This is a genomic window from Paenibacillus turpanensis (assembly GCF_011421635.1).
Taxonomy (GTDB): Bacteria; Bacillota; Bacilli; order Paenibacillales; family YIM-B00363; genus Paenibacillus_AK; species Paenibacillus_AK turpanensis.
In genome coordinates this window covers 296,744-316,730 of the sequence record NZ_WTLI01000001.1, presented here as the reverse complement: position 1 = coordinate 316,730, position 19,987 = coordinate 296,744, and the positions used below count along the sequence as shown (strand labels likewise).

Sequence of the window (19,987 nt, the reverse complement as noted above, 5' to 3'; positions counted from 1 at the left end):
CATCTCTCCTCCATCACAAAATGCGTACCTTACTCCTTAGCGTCATCCCCGTAAAAGAATACCTTTTCCAAGGGCAAATTGAAGGCGTGAGCAATGCGGAAAGCCAACTCCAGTGACGGTGAGTAGTTCCCCTTTTCCAAGGCTACGATGGTTTGTCTTGTTACGCCCGCCTTGTCAGCCAGCTGCTGCTGTGTCATTTCATTGTGGTCGAAACGTAATTTGCGGATGTGATTGCCGACAAGATGCTTGCCCATATTAGACTCCTTTCCTGTAGTGATAAAATCTAGTCATCGATCCGGTCAAATCAGAGATAAATCCGGAGGTGATCAGGACCATGAACATCACCTGAATCGGCTTATCGATCACCAGTGATCCCATGGCAAGAAGAAAGCCGAGGATAAACACAAAGAAAGAATTTCGGAATGCTTTTAACTCAATGAGTTTATCCAATTCGTCCGCGAATGCCGGTTCCTTTTCACCGGTTGTTAATCGAAAAATGATGTTAAAGATAATGCTGATCAAAATATGCGCGACGATGGAAACCAAAGTTAAGACCAGAACGAAGGTGCCCCAATAACGAAAGGTTTCCGTAGACTCCAGCCCGCCGCCGGGATACTGGGGGTACATGTACGCACAATAAGAACCGAAAATTACGATTGCGCTGATTAATGATACGAGGCTTTTCTTTTCTTGATAGGTCATTTTCTACACCACCTCTCCACTTCTCAAGTGTAGTTTGATATACACAATGTAATAAACTGTATTCACTATGTCAAGTTTATTTTACTTCGGATACTTTGAATTAATAGTGGATACAAAAAGGTTAATCCATGATGTTGTTGGTCTGTGTTTCGTGTACGAGGTGTCATTTGGTGTTGTGGTGTAAAAGTGCGATGGGGTTCGAGAGGATTCGGTGGAAATGGCCTTGGGCAGGAGTCTATCTTTACCGTATTCTTTACGGACTACCGTCCCAATCCCTCTTATAGGTGCGTATGATGTAAGCAGTGGGGAGGTGAAAATGAGTGGCATCCTTCAACATGAAATATACGATAACACCTCGATATTTGACCGGATCCAGCAAGCGGCGTCCGCAAACTGCGATCACGGATGTTCAGTTTCTGGTTGCCCATGATACTGGGAATCCCGGTTCGACAGCAAGCGCTAATGTCAGCTATTTCGAACGTACCCGGAATGAGCAGTATTCTTCCGCCCACATTTTTGTAGATGATACTCAGATTATTGAATGCATCCCATTTTTAACAGCATCCCCGGAAATTGCGTATCATGTCATTTACGATGTGGATACGGACAATCGGCGGTTTGGCGCGGATGCAAACGACGCGGCCGGGGGCATCGAGCTGTGTTACGGCGGGTCGATTAATACAGAAGAGGCGTACCGTAAGTATGTCTGGGTCCATGCTTATGCGTGCTTTGTTCACGGCTTGGATCCTGCGACTCAGATTAGCGGTCATTATTTGCTTGATCCGCAGCGCAGAACCGACCCGAGGAACGCGCTGCAAACGATCGGCAGGACGTTTGAGCAGTTTTTGGCTGATGTTCAGCAGGAATACGAACAAAACCTAATTCGGGAGGGATCTGAAGTGGCGGACGAGAAGCTGACAAATTACCCTGACGTGCCGGCGGGCAGCTGGTATGAGCCATATGTAAAGGTCGTATCCGACCTAGGCATTATGACTGGTTACGAGGATGGAAGCTTTCATCCGGAAGATCCTGTATCGCGTGCGGAGCTGGCCAAAGTCGTGAACGATTTGGTCTACATGATTCGCAACCAAACGTAGCGGGATCGGAAGCCGCGGCGCGTACCGCGGAAGATGGGCAATTCTGCAAGAGGGTGCGAGGATGGAGTGGGGAAAGGGAGAGGGACGTTCTTGAAGAGGGTACGATCATTATATTGGTGAGTAAATAAGGTGCGGCTCCTTGGAAAATGAGGGGCTGCGCCTCTTTTTTTGTCGTATTCTGCTGAACGAAGGAAAGGGTGGCGGCGGAACGGTGTTCTTGCTGCATAGCAGCTTGGAAATTGGCTTGTGTTTTGATCTTGAACGGAACAGGTTAGTCGACGGATGGCGGCTGCTGTGTCGGTGGTGTGCTAGTGGGAGTAGTCAGTGATGTTGCAGCTTCATGACTGCCATTATGGACGTGACCCGTAACAGTCAGATCAGTCACTTCATGACTGCTTTAGGGACGTGCCTCACAACAATACAAGTAATTTGTATTGTTTAGTCAGATCAGGCGTTTCGCGACGCGATGTATACAACTAATTTGTATTGTTTTATCGATAAGGCTCCGAAAGAGCGGTGAGGTGGTGAGGTAATACAAATTACTTGGTTTACTAGAGCTTAGAAACATCCTCTCTCGGCCAATTATACAAATTATTTGTATAGCGAATCTGAGGGGAGGGGCGATGCTCCAAGCAGCATGCCGGTTTGGATCGTGCATCTGAGGGTGGAGCACCAACAGATACGAGCAGCATGCCGAGAGCTGCTTCAGTCAGTAGATTCGCAAAAAAGCTGCCATCAATATTAATCGTAATATTTACATTTACTGTTGACATACAATGGTGCAGAAGGTACAATCCATGTTGTCCAATATAATAGTAATAGTTACGGATAAAGGAGTGTAAACATGAATTTATACAAAAGAGTTTTATCGACGTTTACCGTTGTTGTGTTCATATTCGTTCTTGCGGCCTGCGGAAACCGGGCCCAGCTGGAAGAGGGGAAAATCAACATTTTCACTTCCTTCTACCCGCTTTATGACTTTGCTTCGCAAATCGGAGGAGAGCATGTCCATGTCGTGAATCTTGTACCCGCCGGTGTAGAGCCGCATGATTGGGAGCCGAAGAGCCGGGAGCTCGCGGATATTCGGAATGCTGAGCTGTTTATTTATAACGGAGCAGGGTTTGAATCCTGGGTGCATGACTTTTTGAACAGCCTAAACGCGAATGAGAAGGTAGCAGTGCTGGAAGTTACGGAAGGACTTCAGCTCATTAAAGCGCAGCCAGGACAAGACGACGGTCACGGCCACGGCGAGGCGGGGCATAAAGAAGAGGAGCATGGACACGCCCAAGGTGAGACAGAGCACAAGGAAGACGAGCATGGGCACGCCGAAGGTGAAACGGAGCATAAGGAAGGCGAGCACGGGCATGAGCATGATGCAGCCGAAGCGGCTCACGAGGACGAGCATGAAGGCTTCGATCCTCACACCTGGTTAAGTCCATTGATGGCTCAGCAAATGGCTGGTAAGATTAAAGATAAGCTGATCGAAATCGATCCGGCTCACAAAGCTGATTACGAAGCGAACTTTAACAAACTCAATGCGAAGCTGGGGCAGCTGCATCAGCAGTACAAAGAAACGATCACTGCAGCACCAAGCAAGGAAATCGTCGTTTCCCACCAAGCGTTCGGTTACATCGCACGCGACTACGGCTTGACGCAAATGCCGATTATGGGCCTCGCCCCGGATGCAGAGCCGACAGCGCAGGATATGAAGCGCATTGCTGAATTTGCGCGTGAGCATCAGGTGAAGGTGATTTATTTCGAGGAGCTTGTGTCGGATAAGCTTGCGAAAACGCTGGCCAATGAAATCGGTATCGGCACGGCCGTGCTGAATCCGCTTGAAGGTTTGACGGAAGAGCAGCAAAAAGCAGGCGAGACGTACGTATCGATCATGGAGAAAAATTTAGAAAGCTTGAAAAAGGGCCTGTACCCGTAACCTCATGCAGGTTCAATGATTGAATTCCTTGACATCGAGACGGGGCTTGGCAATCTTTGGAAAGGCGGGCTGCGTCCATGGAGTATTGGAGCTCAGACACACTGCAAAATTTTAAAGCATTGTTTTTCGGTATCGTATTAGAGGCATTTCCGTTTCTACTTCTCGGGGTGCTTCTTTCCTCTTTACTTCAAGTGTTTATTAAAGAGGATACCATTCGTAAGCTCATGCCGCGGCACCCGGTTATCGCAGTTATGATTTCCGGGCTGCTCGGCCTTCTGCTGCCGATCTGTGAATGCGGCGCGATTCCCGTCGTTAGAAGATTGATTCAGAAGGGGATGCCGGTCTACGCGGCGATGACCTTCGTACTGGCGGGGCCGGTCGTCAACCCGGTTGTATTTGCTTCTACGTTTATGGCGTTCCGCTCCCAGCCGGAAATGGCCTATTCTCGGATCGGACTTGCCTTTGCGGCCGCAGTCGCAGTCGGTCTCCTGCTGTACCGATTCGTGCGAACGTCCCCGCTTCGAGGAGCCGGGAGATTCCAGATGGCTCATGGGCATGATCATCATCATGGAACTTCCGCACAACCATTTGTTGCCGCCGGCCGTGCACCGGAAAACCGTTTCTTTACAGCCCTGGGTCACGCATCAGATGAATTTTTTGAAATGGGAAAATATTTGCTTTTCGGCGCTTTGATTACTGCACTCATTCAAGTTGGAATTAGCCGGGAATGGCTCGTCTCTTTAGGACAGAGCGGACTGCAATCGCATTTGTTTATGATGGGGTTTGCCTATTTACTTTCACTATGCTCCACCTCGGATGCATTCGTTGCGGTTTCCTTTGCAGGAACCTTCAGCGCAGGCTCCCTGTTGACCTTCCTCGTATTTGGGCCGATGATCGACCTCAAAGGAACCATCATGCTGCTGTCGGCTTTCCGGACAAAATTTGTTATACTAGTTTCGGGATTAACCGCAATCATTGTATTGGGTTTTTCACTTCTATTTGAAGCTTGGAAAATGTTCTAAGGGGGCTGAATCAAGTGAGCGGAAGGTCATTTGTACATTCGTCACGGCTGGAAACCGTACAACCCTTGTTAAGGGCCGTTGTACTGGCGGGATTTGCCTACTACATTGCGTTTTTATCGAAATCGGGAAATTTATCGCTGTATATCGCTCCGAAAATGCTTCCTCTGGTGAAAGGGGCAGCCGTTGTCCTGTTTGCGGTAGCAGTTTATCAGGTTTTCTTATTTTTGCAAAAGGTTTTGGGCGGGAAAACAGCAGGTCACGATGAAGCTTGCGGCTGCGGACACGATCATGGGCAGCCGAAAACAGGCTTGGGGACATTCGGTTTTTATGCGATATTCATGCTTCCGCTTCTGTTTGGCTTTATGACGCCGGATAAGGTAATGGGCAGCTCCATGATTGAGAAGAAGGGCATTCAGCTAAGCGCATCTTCTACGATGGGCGCCGGGGCCGGAGGTGCCGAGCTCCCCAAAGCGGTGCCGCTAGAGCAGCCTCAGCCTCCTTCCGAGAAGGGATTAGCGTCGGAAGGCGGTAAAAAAACGGAGGACCTGGATACGCTGTTCGCAACGGATGAATACAACGCGGATTTTGCGGTGCTTGGCAAGCATATGTATAAACAGGATGTCATCAAGGTTCGAGATGATATTTTTATGGAAATGATGACTGCTCTCGATTTATTTAAGGAAGCCTTTCAAGGAAGGCAAATCGAGCTGACAGGCCTTGTGTATCGTCCGGAGGATTTGCAAAACGACCAGCTGGTCTTGTCCCGGTTTGCAATGTCCTGCTGCTCGGCGGACGCCTCTCCATATGGTGTGATGATTCAATACCCCCGTGCAGAGGTGTACCAAAAGGATGAATGGCTCACATTAACGGGAACCATCGATAAGACTGTTTATAACGGAAACGAAATTATTCAGATTAAGGCAACCAAAATCGAACGGATCGACCCGCTGGAAAGCCCGTACGTTTATCCGAATTTCGACTTTTTAAAAGGAATCAAATAATTTTTTCGTCACCGATCTGGGCTCCTGCACATACAGTAGAGCAAACGCTGTTCAGGAGGTACCTGGAAACATGACAACGCAAGCTTACGAAAAATCGGCAGCTTTCGAGCTGCGGTTTTGGCTGCAGGTTTTTGGAGATCACGCCCGTTTTCTACGCGATTCTTTATATCCGAGTGAAACGAAGGATATCGAAACCGCTAAGGATTATGTGGAAAAGTTCGATGCTTTGCTTCAGGAAGCGAGAGAGAATCATACAGCGGAGCAGTGGAAGACACTCGCCGAACAAAGCTACACGCTTACGATGGAGCTCCGGGCGTATAAGCTGAACTTATTGGAGCGTCATATCCTCGGTGCGGTTAAGCTGCATTTGACGCAAACGTTCGTAAACCATATGGTGAATGAAGCCGACGAAGCGCTTCGCCACCTGGGTCCGCTGGTGAGGGGCGAGCTTCCTCCGGTTTTTAACCCGGTGCACTACCATCTTGTATGGCTGCTGGACGCGAAGGGTCATGCGGAAGGTATTGCATCGATGGTCGATATGTCGGAAAAAGAGCTTATCCAAAAGAGCGACATGTATGCGAAGCAGTTCACGGAGTTTTACTTAAAAGCAGTGGAGATGGCCGGCTTCCTTCGTACCAAGCTTGATCTATTCCCGGCTTTACGCCGATTCAACAAGCAGGCAGAGGTTGTTATGGTTATGTTCATGCAATTTCTGAACGAAATCGAGGAGCTGGAGCTGGGAGAGGCGGCGCTCAACACGTTCACTCCGCTTTTGGCCGACCACATGCTGCGCGAAGAATGCTATTACTTAACAAAGCTGGCTGAGGTAGCAGAGACGGAGCTTCCGAATTGTGATCCGGGCAGGCCGAGGGTCGAATAAACATTATGAACCGGATCTTTGCACAGATCCGGTTTTTTATTTTTCTAGACTTTTACGAGGCTTTTGATATCTGCTTGGCGCAAATACAAGCCGGTAGAGTCCGAGCGTAAGACTTTGCACAAACAAATAAATCGGAATAGAGTACAATATCTGGTATCCGTTTCGATAATGGAAGAGTCCAACCTTCAACCCCAACCACTCGACTCCAATAGCAATCGCGGTCCAAAAGGCGATATAGGCTACAGTCAAGAAGCCGGACAGACGGAACCGTTCATGCCAATATATAAACCAATAACCAAAGGGCGCATACATCACATAGGAAAACACATCGAACCATTCATATTTAGCCCGATCCCCGATATCGTACAATTTAAAAGGCGGTACTTGGATGGTATGATCGACAATGAGTCCGACGGTGATGCCAAACAGCATGGTAAATGTCGTTTGAGTAGGTGAAAAGCGTCGGGGAAACAGCCAGATGATACCGGTGCCAATGACGAATAGAGCAATTACAAACCATTCATTTTCATTAAAGCGCGTATCGTAAATCAGATCATCATTCACCGAACCCACCCCTCTTTTGCTGCCATTTTTTGAAATACATATCCCCAGAACAAGGTATAGGCCAAAATCACAACAATCATGACCGATTCCATGAAGGTGTTCCACTCGCGGTTGAACAGCACTTCATTCCACCGAAGCTCCAAGCCTAGGAAGAGCTGCATCGAAAAGGTATACAGGGAAATGCCCCAACGAATCCAAGCCCTTCGCGCCGTAAGAAATACGTTGGCAAAGGTGAGGAGTACAAACGTGATCGTAAAATCATTATGAAGGATTAATGACAAAAAATGCGGAATGCTTGTGTTGATCTCAAACAGCTCGTAGTTGAATCCGATGATGGTCAGCTTATTGGTTAGAACCACTTCGATGACCATAAACAACAGGAAATTGACAACCATCGGCAGCTTCCTCGGGAGGGTGACCATGATGAGGATATTAAACCATGCAAAAATGAGAAATAAGACGACAAACATGCAAGACACGCCCTTCAAATCAGCTTAGGTTACATTGTTTACCTGTAAAATTTGGATTATTCATGGCTCACAGCTCAGAATGGGTACGGATGAAGAGATAATGCATGAAATCATCTGGTTTTTCCTCAGAATTTTGTTGTTTACAACAATCCTTTTCCGATATATGGTAAAAGGGTGCTTGGAATTATTTGTATTTCTTTACTTTTGTTTGTTTTTCTTTCGTTTGGGATATATCTTATATTTTTTCAAAAGGGAGTGTTATAAGTGATTTTCGGTCAGGTCGAGTTTCATAATGTAGAGGAAATCGTGGATACCGATAGCGGAATGGCGCTCAGCAGAGTTCCGGCCGCAGTTCGGGAGAGGCTGAATCCATCGGCGCAGGAACGAGCGTTTAACCCATGCGGCTGCGAGCTGCGTTTTAATCTGGAAGGGGATGAGGCGGTAATTACGCTTCGCAAGGATGTCCGCGAAGGCATTTCTCCGATGTCGGTTGCCGAGGTGTATTATGGCCCGTTTCAAGCGCCGTACTTGGTTTCGCCTGTCATGATCGGTGCGGAGCCGACGCGTATTACCGTCCGCAAGCCGGAATATGAATCGATCCTAAAGGCCGTACAATTGGAAGCGCTGCCATTTGATCCGCGTTTGATCCGCATTATTCTTCCTTATGATTGGAAGGTTTATGTTGTGGGCATCGAGGGAGAGTTATCGCCGCCAAGACCGGAGCAAGTACCGCCGATCAAATACATAAGCTACGGCTCGTCGATTACTCACGGAGGGGATGCGCTGCGCCCTACGGGAAGCTACGCGATGCGCGTTGCACAGCGCCTCGGAGTTGATTTGTTCAATTTCGGGAGCGCAGGCAGCGCTCAAATGGATGCAGCCGCTGCCGATTACATCGCGGCGCGTCAGGATTGGCATTTTGCTACGGTGGAGATGGGGATTAATGTGATCAGCTACTGGGAGCCGGCGGAGTTTGAGGCCAAGGTGGACTATTTTTTGTCCACAATCAGTGAAAAACACCCGGATCAATGGATGTTTTGTACGGATTTGTTCCTTTGCAATCGAGATTTGCAGCAAATTCCCCGTATAGAGGAATATCGGAGCATCGTGAAACGGCAGGTGGAGCGGCTTGGCCAGAGCAACAAGCTATATATCCCTGGGACAGAGCTGCTGTCCTCTTATGAGGATCTTACAGCGGACCTCGTCCACCCTTCTGCGCATGGTCAAGAGGCGATTTCAGCGCGGCTCTCTCAAATCATTCAGCGTCATCTTCCTTTTGACCTGCTTCCGGCAGCGGCTAAGGGGGGGCAGGCTCGATGAAGCTGCATTATTCGAGGCCGGCCCGAGTATGGACCGAGGCGCTTCCGGCCGGTAACGGAAGGCTCGGAGCGATGATTTATGGCGGCATTGAAGCCGAGCGTCTGCTGCTGAATGAAGATACACTCTGGTCCGGCGGCCCCAGCAGGGGGGCGAACAATCCGAAAGCGAAGGAAGTGCTGCCCGAAATCCGGCGGCTGATTCGAGAGAAGCGTTATGCGGAAACCGACCTGCTTGCCAAGCAAATGATGGGGCCTTACACCCAGTCGTACCTTCCTTTTGGCGAGCTTAACCTCCAGTTTTATCATGGTGATTGCGCAAGAAGCTACGAACGCGGACTTGACCTTACAGAATCCCGAGCCTATGTCGTGTACCGGATTGGAGAGGTGGAGTACAGCCGGGAAATGTTTTGCTCTTATCCGGATCAAGCCGTTGTAGTCGTCTTAAGAGCGAGCAAGCCCGGAATGCTCAGCTTCACCGCCCGGCTTCAGAGCCAGATGCCCTTTACAGTTTCCGCCGGACCGGAGGAGCTGGTTGTAGCGGGAAGGGCGCCGAGCCATGTTGATCCCAACTATTACGATACCGATACGCCGGTACAATATGGGGCAGTTGGGTCGGGCATGGCGTTTGCCGGCTGCCTGCGGGTAAGGAATGAGGGTGGTGTGAAGCGGGCTGATGCCGCCGGTATTCATATTCAAGGCGCAGATCAAGCTGTGCTGCTATTCACGGCGGCTACAGGGTATCAAGGCTTCCAGCGTCCGCCAATTACGGATCGCGATCAGGTATCCGCTGGCGCGAGAGCGATGCAGGCAGCGCTGGAGAAATGGACACTTGCGCAGCTCATGGAAAGGCATGTTGCCGATTACGGCGTGCTGTTCGACCGCGTGAAGCTGAAGCTTGGACAATCGGGCGCCCCGGCAGATCTAACTACGGATCGCCGAATCGCTAAGTTCTCCGCAGGCGATCCGCGTTTGGTGGAGCTGTTGTTTCAGTACGGCCGCTATTTGCTGATCGCAAGCTCCAGACCGGGAACGCAGCCGGCGAACCTGCAAGGCATATGGAACCGGGAGATTCGTCCGCCTTGGAGCTCCAACTGGACGCTGAATATTAATGCACAGATGAATTATTGGCTTGCTGAAAGCTGTAATTTATCGGAATGCCATGAGCCGTTTCTTCATTTTATCGAGGAGCTGGCTGTCAACGGGGCAGAAACTGCACGCATCAATTACGGGTGCAGAGGCTGGACGGCGCATCATAACAGCGACCTTTGGCGGCAGTCGGCGCCTGTGGGGGCGTTTGGCCACGGCGACCCGGTTTGGGCGTTATGGCCGATGGCCGGTGCGTGGCTGAGCCAGCACTTATGGGAGCATTACATTTTTACGCAGGACGCTGCGTTTTTAAAAGAGCGGGCGTATCCGGTCATGAAGGCGGCTGCGTTGTTTTGTTTGGATTGGCTGGTTGAGGAAGAGGACGGTACGTTTGCCACAGCCCCGTCTACATCACCGGAGCATAAATTCATTTACGAGGGTGCAGCCTGCGCCGTTAGCCAAACCGCAACGATGGATATGATGCTCATTCGCGAGCTCTTTGAGAGCTGTATCACCGCTGCTCAACAGCTTGGAATGGACGAAATGTTCCGCGGGTTGCTGGACAAAGCATGCAGCCTGCTGCCGCCGCTAAAGCTGGGCCGGCGCGGCCGTCTGCAGGAATGGAACACCGATTTCGACGACCAAGAGGAGCAGCACCGCCATATATCGCATCTTTACAGTGTATATCCCGGTTCGATGCTTACTTCGGATCGATTTCCTGAGTTTTATGATGCGGCAAGGAAATCATTAGAAATACGAGGCGATGGGGGAACAGGCTGGAGTCTCGCTTGGAAAATCGGCTTATGGGCACGGTTCGGCGAGGGGAACCGGGCATATCGATTGATAGGCAATCTGCTTCAGCTTGTAGAAGAGGGCCGGGAAAGCGAGCAGCGAGGAGGAGTATACCCAAACTTGTTTGACGCGCATCCGCCATTTCAAATCGATGGGAACTTCGGCTTTACCGCAGGCGTAGCGGAGATGCTGCTACAGTCGCATCAAGGCTTTCTGTCCATCCTGCCAGCGCTGCCGGAGGAGTGGCCTGAGGGAGAGGTGTACGGTCTTCGCGCAAGAGGCGGCTTTGAGGTCGATATAACGTGGACCGCGGCCAAATGGAAGCGGGTCTCCATTCGTGCCGATGGCGACGGTCTGTGCCGCGTAAGGCTGCCGCAGGGAAAGCTGACGGGCGAGAATGCAGGCTGTACGATCTTGTGCGATGGTACCCGGGTGGAATATGGTACAACTCAGCAGGTCATCGTTTTTGAGGTGAATCGAGATCGTGAGTACATCCTTACCCCGACCTTCCCATTGTATCATTATAAATAAAACTTATACTTATCAACTGCCCATGCTTCGACGATAATAACCCGGCGTAACGCCGGTTATTTTTTTGAAGGTGACATTGAAGTTTGCCGTATGGTCAAAGCCAACCTCTTCTGCGATTCGGCCGATCGGCTCATCCGTTTCACGCAGACGCCGCTGTGCTTCGCGGATGCGGATAATTTGCAGATACTCGCTGAACTGGAAGCCAGTCACGTTTTTGAAGGTTCGACTTAAATAAGAAGGACTAATAAAGAAGCGGCGGGCAGTCTCCTGCAGGGTGACTTGCTGGCTGAAGTGCTCGTTCATATAGGAGGCCACTTCGGAAATTTTCTGATGCATCGGATGCGCCGGAGGGGCCTGTCTTTCGTATTCCTTCAGGTCATGCCTGTACATTCGGATCAGCAGCTCCGTCAGCAGCGATTGGACGCACATTTCGTAACCGCTCTCCTGCAGGCGGCATTCCTGCAGCATTTTTTGCAGCAGCTCCTCCACCGCGGCCTGCTCATTAATCGGAAAGTGGAAGACGGGCGAGCTTCTGCCGACGGGCAGCAGCGGAAACGGCGAATGGGAAATGACGTGCTGAAGAAAGGCATCGGTAAAATTAATTAAGACCCGCTCACATTTTAATGCCTCCGAGCTTGTTGTCCGGTGAACATCATTGGAATTAATAAAAATGAGATCGCCTTTGTTCGCCGTATAAACGGTGCCGTTAATAAAAAACACCCGTCCGCCATCCAAAACGTAAAAAAGCTCGTACGATGCGTGTGCATGGGGTGCGCGCATTTCGGCATGGCCGGTATAGTACCAATAATGAATTGAAAATTCCCCGTCACCAATAACCATTTTTACATCCGGCTGTTTGATTAGAGTCCCCTCCCTTTCTCAATGATAAAACGATGCTCTTCTTTAGTTGGACAAAAATAATAAAAAACCTGCTGTAATTGCGCATGATTCCAAAACTTTTTTAGTGATATCTGTACTATAATAAATCCAACCAAACCATAAGCAATTGCCTCTGATGGAAGGGGCGCAGCTTGGGAGGAGACGAAGATGCACGCCGTTTCTTATGCAGTTTCAGAAGAGCAAGATGTGGTGCCCGATCTTCAGAACGGTCAGCCAAGGGAACGCTGGAGCGAAAAAATCGCATTCATAAAGCCATATACTCTCGGACTCGATCACAAGACAACCGAAACGAAGCAGCTTTCCGCCCTCGTCATTTCAATCATCGAGCAGGAATATCATACAGATCTTACGCTTGAGGCTTGCGCATCCCGGCTCTTCTACAATGTGTCTTATTTAAGCAGGGTGTTTCGCAGGGAAACGAGCATGTCGTTCCGCGATTTTTTAATGGATTACCGTTTTCGCATGGCGAAGCGCTGGCTGGTCGAGACAGATTGGACAATCAAGGAGCTGTCGGAGAGGCTGGCGTTCAAGAACCCGCAAAATTTCATTCGCTCGTTTCGCAAGCAGGAGGGAATGACCCCGGGACAATATCGTCAAATGTTTGAGCAGAGGAAAAAAGCAAAGAGCCTCGTGTCCGCCATCGGTTAAACTATAGGCCTTAGCAGATGTCACAATATTGTGAAGCACTTGCCGGAACAAAATTTCTGGCAAGTTTTTTTATGTTGATTAAAGAACATATGTTCTGTATATAATATAGATAAACGAGAACGAATGTTCGAATTGGAGGGGTATGAATGCGATGGGCGAACTACGTCGGCCGAACTGTAGAGCTGATCTATCTTGATAAGAAGGGTGCTATTACTCAGCGGCGGGTTCAAGTCGTCGCGGTGAAAGATTCCTATCTACTCGGTTTTTGCTCTCAGAAGCGGGGACCGAGAAGCTTCAACTTTGAACGCATTTTGGCTGCTTCGCCGGTTTATGTCGATGCCTCGTAGCCGGGGGGATGCAGTCTTGCTGGGATTTCGGAATGATAGCGAAGCTTCAGCCAATCTAGGTTGTAAGCGTTTTTCTTTAGCAGAGAGAAAGGCTATAATAGGGAGGTAACGGTAATTCATGATTGAGGAGGACGGAAACGATGAAGTATAGACCGCTGGGAGACACCGGAATTCAAATCAGTGAAATCAGCTTCGGGACTTGGGCTGCAGGGGGCTCTTGGGGCCGGGTGGAGGATGAAGAATCGCTGCGTGCTTTAGCGACGGCGATGGAGTCCGGCGTTAACTTTTTTGATACAGCCGATGTTTATGGGGACGGGCGGGCAGAACGGCTCCTGTCGCAGGCGACGAAAGGTAAAGAGGATGAAATCTACATCGCCACGAAGTTTTGCCGCGCGGGAGATATTCACGACCCGAAAACCTATTCTGAAGAAACCGTTCGCGCATACTGTGAGGCCAGCTTGTCGCGCCTTGGCCGGGAGCGCATCGACCTGTATCAAATCCATTGCCCGCCGCTTGCTATTTTGAAGGATGGAAGCGTGTTTGAGGTGCTGGAGAAGCTGCAATCGGAAGGCAAAATCCGACATTACGGCGTGAGCGTGGAGTCTGTTGAAGAAGGTCTCGTCTGCTTGGATGTGCCTGGAGTCAAAGCGCTGCAGGTCATTTTAAATATTTTCCGTCAAAAACCTCTGGAGAAGCTGCTGCCTGAAGCGCAGAAGCGGGGAGTCGGAATTTTGGCGCGCCTTCCGCTGGCCAGCGGATTGTTAACGGGGAAATTTTCGGAGACTTCTTCGTTTGAAGAGGATGATCACCGGAAATTTAACCGGAACGGAGAGCATTTTAATGTCGGTGAAACATTCGCCGGTCTCCCGTTTGAAAAAGGGGTCGAGCTCAGCCGCAAGCTGGATTGGATTGCTGATAGCAGAGGGAAAATGACGCATGCCGCACTCCGTTGGCTTCTCGATTGCCCGGAAGTAAGCTGTGTTATTCCGGGCTTTAAGTCCGAAGCTCAGGTTGTCGACAATTTGAAGGCGCAATCGGTTCCTTCGTTTACTCCAGAGGAAATGGAACGGTTAGCGGTGTTTTACCGCGAGGAAGTGCATCCTTATATCCGCGGTTCCTATTAATTATTAGGTCAAGGATGGACTCTACCCCCGCAAATGGACGAGCGTTCCCGAAAAAAATGAGTAGTTCGAAAAGGATGGGGGAACGGGGATGTCATTAACGAATTGTATATATTGCGGGGCTGTGCTGGTGGAATCGTACACGAGCTGCTGCAAGGGCTGTGTACCGCTTCATCTGGAGCGGGCCCGTATGGTAAAGCAGTATATGCTCTCGAACCCGCGGGCATCGATGATTGATGTGTACCATGGTACGGGAGTGCCTTTAAAGACGATTAAAGAAATTGTGAGAGTCGTATAACTATATAGTTCTTTTGATCTAAAACAAAAAGCCCTGCGCATGCAGGGCTTTTTATCTATCTTTACATATATAGGAATGACGTACCGGGGCATTGCGTTCCTGTCTGCGGCGTTCCTCTTGAAACATGAGATAAATTTCATTATTAATCTTTACGCGGCATGCTGTGCACAGTTTTTCCGATCGGATCGATGTGCCGCAAAGCTCGCAGTGGTAGGATAGATTCGGATAATCGTTTAGCGACAACCTGCGTTCCGTAATAAAGGAAATGATCTGCTTTGCGGGAACTCCTGTTGCGAGACTTAAACGTTCGTTGTCCGACTTTCGGTGTCGCCGCAAATAACCGATACATGCGTTCAGCTGCCGGTCGTACTCCGCAGAGCAGGATGTGCACATGCGGCGAAGATTGTATTGATAAATGCTTCCGCACTTTGGACAGTGATCCACGCTCAGTTTCGGCAGCATGATGGTAATCCCCTTTACCTATTTGTCTTACCACCATTATATGGGTAAACGCCAATATAATCAATAAGGACTATGTCTTTAGTCCCTTATCAAATTGGCGGGGTTGAACATGAAGGAGATGGTAAATACTACTAAGTAATACGATCATTGAAGGACATCGGGGGAATGACAATGCTGGGAATTCATCAACGTATGGCGGAGCTTTGGACGATCCAGAAGCGCCGCGCCTTAACGAAGGAAGAGCTTAACGAGCTGTCGCTTTGCATGGAAGCCAATGCGAATTATGTGTGGAAAATGGCGAAGCTCCATAATATGTCCCTCACGGCCAGTATGAGCGGGGACACGGAATGGCTGCATGATATTTGTCTGCGAATCGAGGAGCTGGAGGCGATGTATGCCGCCGCTTACCGAAAGCCGAATTCTTTGTGACGAAAGGTTTACCGTTTGGCGACAAACGGTTTTTTTCATTGAAAATCAGATGGGCAATCGGTAAAATGAATCGGTATGCAGGTTCAATGAAGGGGAGATTGTCGAATGGTGAATGCGTTCAAGGCTGCGGAGCTGCTTGAGCAGGTACGCTCCGTACGTCCTTTAATACACAATATCACGAATGTTGTCGTTACGAATTTTACCGCAAACGGGCTCCTCGCCTTAGGCGCGTCTCCGGTAATGGCTTACGCCAAAGAAGAGGTCGCGGATATGGCCAAAATCGCGGGGGCTCTCGTCCTCAACATCGGAACGCTCAACGAAACGGAAGTCGCTGCGATGATCACCGCGGGGAAATCCGCGAACGAGCACGGCGTTCCGGTGGTGTTAGACCCGGTCGGAGCGGGGGCGACAGCTTACCGGACAAGCACAGCGCAGAAGCTGACACGGGAGCTTTCCGTCGCGGTGATCCGAGGCAACGCTGCCGAAATCGCCAATGCGTCCGGCGAAGCATGGAGCATTAAAGGCGTAGATTCCGAGGACGGCGGCTCTGCCAATGTACTGGAATTAGCACAGAAGGCGGCCCGCCTTACGGGCTCCTGTATTGCGCTAACGGGCAAAACCGATATCATTTCCGATGGCGAGCAGACCGTTCTTATACATAACGGACATGAAATGCTGACCAGAGTTACCGGAGCGGGCTGCCTGCTCACTTCGGTTGTCGGTGCTTTTTGCGCGGTGCACGGTAAGGCGGTGGAAGCGGCTGCTGCGGCTATTGCATGCTATGGTGTCGCGGCGGAGCTTGCCGCTGCAGAAGCGGCTGCCCGCGGTCCGGGAAGCTTTCAGATCGAGCTCTTGAACAAGCTTTACACAATTACGGGGGATGACGTAATTCGTCTTGCCCGCATTGAACATTAAAACGGAGGGGTACCATGCTAGTCATCGGCATCGCAGGGGGAACCGGTTCGGGGAAAACGACGGTGGCCCATACTATCGTAAATCGGCTTGGCACCAGCAACGTTTCGTTTATTACTCAGGATTCGTATTATCGGGACAATGCCGGCTTATCGATGGAGGAACGGGAAAAAATCAATTACGATCATCCGGATTCTTTCGATAATTTGTTGTTGGCCGAGCATCTTCGTATGCTGAGGGACAAGCGCACGGTGCAGGTTCCTGTATACGATTTTTCACAGCATACTCGAACGAAAGAAACGGTTACGGTGGAATCGAAGCCGGTTATTATTATAGAAGGCATCTTAATTTTTGCCGATCCACAATTGCGGGAACTGATGGACATTAAGGTATTCGTCGATACGGATGCCGACGTTCGTGTGCTGCGCAGAATCGTAAGGGATATTCGGGAACGCGGACGCACGCTGGATTCGGTTTTTCAGCAGTATGTCACGACGGTCAAACCGATGCATGACGCATTTATTGAGCCGTCGAAGCGTTTTGCCGACCTGATCATTCCGGAGGGCGGACAAAACGAAATCGGGATTAGTCTGTTAACCGCCCGGATTGAACGGTATATTGCTGAGCCTTCAAGAGGATAGTCGAGGGTTATAGATAAAAATACAAGTAAGGCTAAGGGACGGGAAGGGGAATGTGGCCGGTGAAGGTATCGGTGGTAACAACAGTTTATGAGCTGGAGCAGTGCTTTGCGATTCGCAAGCAGGTCTTTGTACAGGAGCAGCAGGTTCCGGAGGAGCTGGAAATGGACGAGTACGATGCATCGCCGGAAGCGGCCGTTCATGTGCTTGCTGTGAGCGAGGGGGAACCGGTTGGCACAGGCCGGTTTAAGGCGTACGATGAATCGACGGCGAAGCTGCAGCGGATCGCGGTGCTTGGGAGCAAGCGTGGTGCGGGATTTGGTCGTTTAGTCATCGAAGCGCTTGAAAACGAAGCGAAGAGCCGCGGCTTTGCTGCTTGTGTATTGGATGCGCAGGTTCAGGCGGAAGGATTCTACAAGCGTCTTGGTTACGAGACGGTATCTTCGGAGACATTTTTGGATGCGGGGATTCCACATGTTCGAATGATGAAGAAGCTTGGATAACAAAATATAAAAAAAAGAATCCGGGTGCTGAACCCGGATTCTTTTGATTTTAAAATGTAGGCAGATTGTCGAGGTTATTGTCCGTACGTCCATCCGGAGTGGAACGAAGATGTTCCTCATCGTCACGGCCGCGGAATACCTGAACATTGTAAATTTCATTATTTTTAGCCATCGCTTGTGCAGTCTTGTAGTCAACGACTCTGCCGGAAGTAAGCTTTAGCTCGACAATATCGCCGTCGCCATTTTTTCTGACTGCCACGACCTGCTCCTGCTGAGTCATTTGTGTCTCGTTCTGAGCAGCTTGCATTTGCTGTTGGTTAAATTGTTGATCCATAGTTTATCGCCTCCCGAGCATTAGTATGTCTCTCATCTCGCAGAAACATGCATGCTCTTTTTTTGCAGGAAGAAAGAGAGGCGAGGCTTTAAAATTTATAAGATGAATGATTGCCATTTAGAAGTGTTTAGGGAAAATGGTATGGAACACGCTGCTCCATAAAGCGCATCGCGCCGGTTTTACCGATAAATTGATCCTTTACGTCCCCATAATGGTACAGCCATATGATTTGCTGCAGCTCTTCCGGCAGTGTAAGCAGCTGGCTTAATGTACAGTGGACAGCAGGCGGGTCGTATAATTGGCAATCATGTAAAATGTATTTACATCCGCGCGCCTCGTACATATGAAGCAGGAGCTCGGGGTTAAACAAAGTATCCGAGCTGTAAAAAAGCTTGCTGTTAAACAAGATTGAATAGCTTAGCTTCCCGACAATATGCTCGGTTCGGATCAATTCAGCCGTAAGTCCAGGATAGAGCTCAGCTGCAACGCCCTCTTCCAAATAACGGATTTCAAAAAAATCATCCAGCGAAAATAACTGTTCTGCGGGATTTTCCATTCCGCCGCGAAGCGTATACTGCCATAGCTGTTCAGCCAGCGGTTTAGTAATAAACAGAACCGGCTTTTGGTGATGCACATATTTCATTTTTAATGCGATCTCTTCAAGTCCTCCAACATGATCTGCATGCAAATGAGTGATTAAGATCCCGTCAATTTCAGGGTATTCTATGTTCATTTGATAGAGCACACGAGGAGCGGTCACGCCGCAATCAACTAAAAGACGGAACCCGTTTATGGTAACAAGAGCATTGTTGTTGTCATATTGTTTGGCAAACGCGCTGCCTGTACCAAGCATTTCAATCCGCACTGGGGTTTCGACGTCCTTCCATTTCATGGTCTATTAAATTTACCATTTCTATTTGAAAAACAAAAGCAATCTAGCGGTGAAATATTTCACGCCAAAAATTATTTTAACTTTTTTCCCCGGCTGCGCAACTATCCCTCTTGTGAGGAGTATAACCATACGATACAACATTTGGAGGTATGGACTGATGAAACTCAAGAAGCTGCTGATTTCAGGCATTGTACTATCTTTCATCGGTACAGCAACCGTATTCGCAGATGATGCCCTAGAAACGTTTACAGGTAAACGGTTAGGCTTCTTTGTTGACGGTACGGACGCGGGTGTTTCCGCCGTAAATATCGATGGAACCGCAATGCTGCCTATGAACGCAAATCGGGACTATTTACAGGCCATTGTAAACATGGATCCTACATACAACACCGTCCATGTATATAAACCTAACGTTCATTTGTCACTGTTTGAGGTTGTTAAGGATTCCATGAGACCCTTTGGCAACGTTTCGGTTGGAAAATACGATTTTGTCGTCTTTGCTCAAGTAGACAGCTTGAAAACTTCCATTCATTCCTTTAAAGTTGATATTGTTGACCCGAATGGCAAGGTTGTCGAGACGAAGAGTAAAGAGCTGACGGAGCAGAAGGACAACTTCTGGTATACAACTCCGACGATTCGTCTAGACTTTAAACAGACGGGGAAGTACATGGTTAAGTTCTACATGCAGCAAACTAAAGACGGACCGTATTCGCTTGTATCGCAGAAAGCGATTATGTCGATGGGCGAATAGTCCAAACTGAAGAAATGAGGGTATAGGATGCACGATCACGATCACGAGCACGGTGAGAATTGCGGGTGCGGCGACGAGGAGCAGGTCTTTGTCATCACGGACGAAGAGGGCGTTGACCGTGAAATGATTATGGTGTACACCTTTGAAGCAGAGGAGAAGGTGTACGCAGTACTGCTGGACCGTAACGACCCGGAGGCCGACGGCTTGATTTTCCGGATTGAAGAAGACGGAGAAGCCGGTGATGCGTATCTTGTTTCGATCGACGACGATCAGGAATGGGATCGCGTATCCAAGATCTACGATGAAATTTTAGCAAGCGAGCAAGCGTAAAAAAATCCGGTCCGCGAAAGCGGAT

Annotated in this window: 25 protein-coding genes; 17 read left to right on the top strand and 8 right to left on the bottom strand. The window is 49.4% G+C overall.

The window, feature by feature from the left end; genetic code table 11:
- Positions 1 to 29 precede the first annotated feature (29 nt).
- Both GQS10_RS01555 and GQS10_RS01550 read right to left on the bottom strand, forming a co-directional pair.
- Positions 30 to 254, bottom strand: a complete 225-nt coding sequence (locus GQS10_RS01555) for a helix-turn-helix transcriptional regulator (RefSeq protein WP_166238276.1) — start codon at positions 252 to 254, stop codon at positions 30 to 32.
- A 1-nt stretch (position 255) separates the two neighbouring features.
- Positions 256 to 702 (bottom strand): hypothetical protein, encoded by a 447-nt coding sequence (locus tag GQS10_RS01550; RefSeq protein ID WP_166238274.1) that lies wholly within the window; start codon positions 700 to 702, stop codon positions 256 to 258.
- Between the two features lie 320 nt (positions 703 to 1,022).
- On the opposite strand from GQS10_RS01550, the gene GQS10_RS01545 reads away from it, so the two are divergent.
- The 5 genes from GQS10_RS01545 to GQS10_RS01525 all read left to right on the top strand — a co-directional run bounded on the left by GQS10_RS01545 (position 1,023) and on the right by GQS10_RS01525 (position 6,635).
- Positions 1,023 to 1,799, top strand: a complete 777-nt coding sequence (locus tag GQS10_RS01545; protein ID WP_166238272.1) for an N-acetylmuramoyl-L-alanine amidase — start codon at positions 1,023 to 1,025, stop codon at positions 1,797 to 1,799.
- 844 nt (positions 1,800 to 2,643) lie between these two features.
- Positions 2,644 to 3,732, top strand: coding sequence for a metal ABC transporter solute-binding protein, Zn/Mn family (locus GQS10_RS01540; RefSeq protein ID WP_166238270.1), 1,089 nt, complete (start codon positions 2,644 to 2,646; stop codon positions 3,730 to 3,732).
- A gap of 77 nt (positions 3,733 to 3,809) precedes the next feature.
- Positions 3,810 to 4,754 (top strand): permease, encoded by a 945-nt coding sequence (locus GQS10_RS01535; protein ID WP_166238268.1) that lies wholly within the window; start codon positions 3,810 to 3,812, stop codon positions 4,752 to 4,754.
- Positions 4,755 to 4,768: 14 nt separating this feature from the next.
- The gene (locus GQS10_RS01530; protein WP_166238266.1) at positions 4,769 to 5,755 is read left to right on the top strand and encodes a TIGR03943 family putative permease subunit; all 987 of its coding nucleotides are present in this window, start codon (positions 4,769 to 4,771) and stop codon (positions 5,753 to 5,755) included.
- Between the two features lie 70 nt (positions 5,756 to 5,825).
- The gene (locus GQS10_RS01525) at positions 5,826 to 6,635 is read left to right on the top strand and encodes a DUF2935 domain-containing protein (protein ID WP_166238264.1); all 810 of its coding nucleotides are present in this window, start codon (positions 5,826 to 5,828) and stop codon (positions 6,633 to 6,635) included.
- 36 nt (positions 6,636 to 6,671) lie between these two features.
- On the opposite strand, the gene GQS10_RS01520 is transcribed toward GQS10_RS01525, so the two are convergent.
- Together GQS10_RS01520 and GQS10_RS01515 are read right to left on the bottom strand one after the other, a co-directional pair.
- Complete coding sequence (locus GQS10_RS01520) at positions 6,672 to 7,199, bottom strand: hypothetical protein (protein ID WP_166238262.1); 528 nt, start codon at positions 7,197 to 7,199, stop codon at positions 6,672 to 6,674.
- A complete protein-coding gene (locus tag GQS10_RS01515; protein WP_166238260.1) occupies positions 7,196 to 7,669 on the bottom strand; it encodes a hypothetical protein in 474 nt (157 codons plus the stop codon). The genes GQS10_RS01520 and GQS10_RS01515 overlap by 4 nt, the downstream gene beginning before the upstream one ends.
- Positions 7,670 to 7,933: 264 nt before the next feature.
- Here GQS10_RS01515 and GQS10_RS01510 point away from each other — a divergent pair, with 264 nt between their 5' ends.
- Together GQS10_RS01510 and GQS10_RS01505 are read left to right on the top strand one after the other, a co-directional pair.
- Positions 7,934 to 8,989 (top strand): GDSL-type esterase/lipase family protein, encoded by a 1,056-nt coding sequence (locus GQS10_RS01510; RefSeq protein ID WP_341804984.1) that lies wholly within the window; start codon positions 7,934 to 7,936, stop codon positions 8,987 to 8,989.
- Entirely contained in the window at positions 8,986 to 11,397 is a 2,412-nt protein-coding gene (locus tag GQS10_RS01505) for a glycoside hydrolase family 95 protein (RefSeq protein ID WP_166238258.1), read from the top strand. Before GQS10_RS01510 ends, GQS10_RS01505 begins: the two co-directional genes overlap by 4 nt.
- 12 nt (positions 11,398 to 11,409) lie before the next feature.
- On the opposite strand, the gene GQS10_RS01500 is transcribed toward GQS10_RS01505, so the two are convergent.
- Positions 11,410 to 12,237: an AraC family transcriptional regulator gene (locus GQS10_RS01500; protein ID WP_166238256.1), complete on the bottom strand. Its 828-nt coding sequence runs from the start codon at positions 12,235 to 12,237 to the stop codon at positions 11,410 to 11,412.
- A gap of 207 nt (positions 12,238 to 12,444) precedes the next feature.
- On the opposite strand from GQS10_RS01500, the gene GQS10_RS01495 reads away from it, so the two are divergent.
- The 4 genes from GQS10_RS01495 to GQS10_RS01480 all read left to right on the top strand — a co-directional run bounded on the left by GQS10_RS01495 (position 12,445) and on the right by GQS10_RS01480 (position 14,711).
- Entirely contained in the window at positions 12,445 to 12,945 is a 501-nt protein-coding gene (locus GQS10_RS01495; RefSeq protein ID WP_166238254.1) for a helix-turn-helix transcriptional regulator, read from the top strand.
- A gap of 146 nt (positions 12,946 to 13,091) precedes the next feature.
- On the top strand, positions 13,092 to 13,292 hold the full coding sequence (locus tag GQS10_RS01490; RefSeq protein WP_166238252.1) for a WYL domain-containing protein: 201 nt from the start codon (positions 13,092 to 13,094) through the stop codon (positions 13,290 to 13,292).
- 140 nt (positions 13,293 to 13,432) lie between these two features.
- Positions 13,433 to 14,416 carry an aldo/keto reductase gene (locus GQS10_RS01485; protein ID WP_166238250.1) on the top strand — a complete coding sequence of 328 codons (984 nt, stop codon included), beginning with the start codon at positions 13,433 to 13,435 and terminating at the stop codon, positions 14,414 to 14,416.
- 88 nt (positions 14,417 to 14,504) lie between these two features.
- Complete coding sequence (locus GQS10_RS01480) at positions 14,505 to 14,711, top strand: hypothetical protein (RefSeq protein ID WP_166238248.1); 207 nt, start codon at positions 14,505 to 14,507, stop codon at positions 14,709 to 14,711.
- 51 nt (positions 14,712 to 14,762) lie between these two features.
- Here the strand turns inward: GQS10_RS01480 and GQS10_RS01475 are convergent, their stop codons facing one another.
- Entirely contained in the window at positions 14,763 to 15,173 is a 411-nt protein-coding gene (locus GQS10_RS01475; protein ID WP_166238246.1) for a flagellar protein, read from the bottom strand.
- 171 nt (positions 15,174 to 15,344) lie between these two features.
- Between GQS10_RS01475 and GQS10_RS01470 the strand changes: the two genes are divergently transcribed.
- From GQS10_RS01470 to GQS10_RS01455, 4 genes are all read left to right on the top strand, one after another.
- The gene (locus tag GQS10_RS01470; RefSeq protein WP_166238244.1) at positions 15,345 to 15,602 is read left to right on the top strand and encodes a DUF7667 family protein; all 258 of its coding nucleotides are present in this window, start codon (positions 15,345 to 15,347) and stop codon (positions 15,600 to 15,602) included.
- Positions 15,603 to 15,707: 105 nt separating this feature from the next.
- Positions 15,708 to 16,517 (top strand): hydroxyethylthiazole kinase, encoded by an 810-nt coding sequence (gene thiM, locus GQS10_RS01465; protein ID WP_166238242.1) that lies wholly within the window; start codon positions 15,708 to 15,710, stop codon positions 16,515 to 16,517.
- A gap of 14 nt (positions 16,518 to 16,531) precedes the next feature.
- Positions 16,532 to 17,155: a uridine kinase gene (gene udk, locus GQS10_RS01460; RefSeq protein WP_166238240.1), complete on the top strand. Its 624-nt coding sequence runs from the start codon at positions 16,532 to 16,534 to the stop codon at positions 17,153 to 17,155.
- Positions 17,156 to 17,205: 50 nt separating this feature from the next.
- Positions 17,206 to 17,655 carry a GNAT family N-acetyltransferase gene (locus tag GQS10_RS01455; protein ID WP_166238238.1) on the top strand — a complete coding sequence of 150 codons (450 nt, stop codon included), beginning with the start codon at positions 17,206 to 17,208 and terminating at the stop codon, positions 17,653 to 17,655.
- 49 nt (positions 17,656 to 17,704) lie between these two features.
- Here the strand turns inward: GQS10_RS01455 and GQS10_RS01450 are convergent, their stop codons facing one another.
- Both GQS10_RS01450 and GQS10_RS01445 read right to left on the bottom strand, forming a co-directional pair.
- Positions 17,705 to 17,935, bottom strand: coding sequence for a DUF3892 domain-containing protein (locus tag GQS10_RS01450; protein ID WP_166238357.1), 231 nt, complete (start codon positions 17,933 to 17,935; stop codon positions 17,705 to 17,707).
- A 181-nt stretch (positions 17,936 to 18,116) separates the two neighbouring features.
- Entirely contained in the window at positions 18,117 to 18,881 is a 765-nt protein-coding gene (locus GQS10_RS01445) for an MBL fold metallo-hydrolase (RefSeq protein WP_243734868.1), read from the bottom strand.
- 157 nt (positions 18,882 to 19,038) lie between these two features.
- Between GQS10_RS01445 and GQS10_RS01440 the strand changes: the two genes are divergently transcribed.
- Together GQS10_RS01440 and GQS10_RS01435 are read left to right on the top strand one after the other, a co-directional pair.
- The gene (locus GQS10_RS01440; RefSeq protein WP_166238236.1) at positions 19,039 to 19,632 is read left to right on the top strand and encodes a hypothetical protein; all 594 of its coding nucleotides are present in this window, start codon (positions 19,039 to 19,041) and stop codon (positions 19,630 to 19,632) included.
- A gap of 27 nt (positions 19,633 to 19,659) precedes the next feature.
- A complete protein-coding gene (locus GQS10_RS01435; protein WP_166238234.1) occupies positions 19,660 to 19,962 on the top strand; it encodes a DUF1292 domain-containing protein in 303 nt (100 codons plus the stop codon).
- Positions 19,963 to 19,987 lie beyond the last annotated feature (25 nt).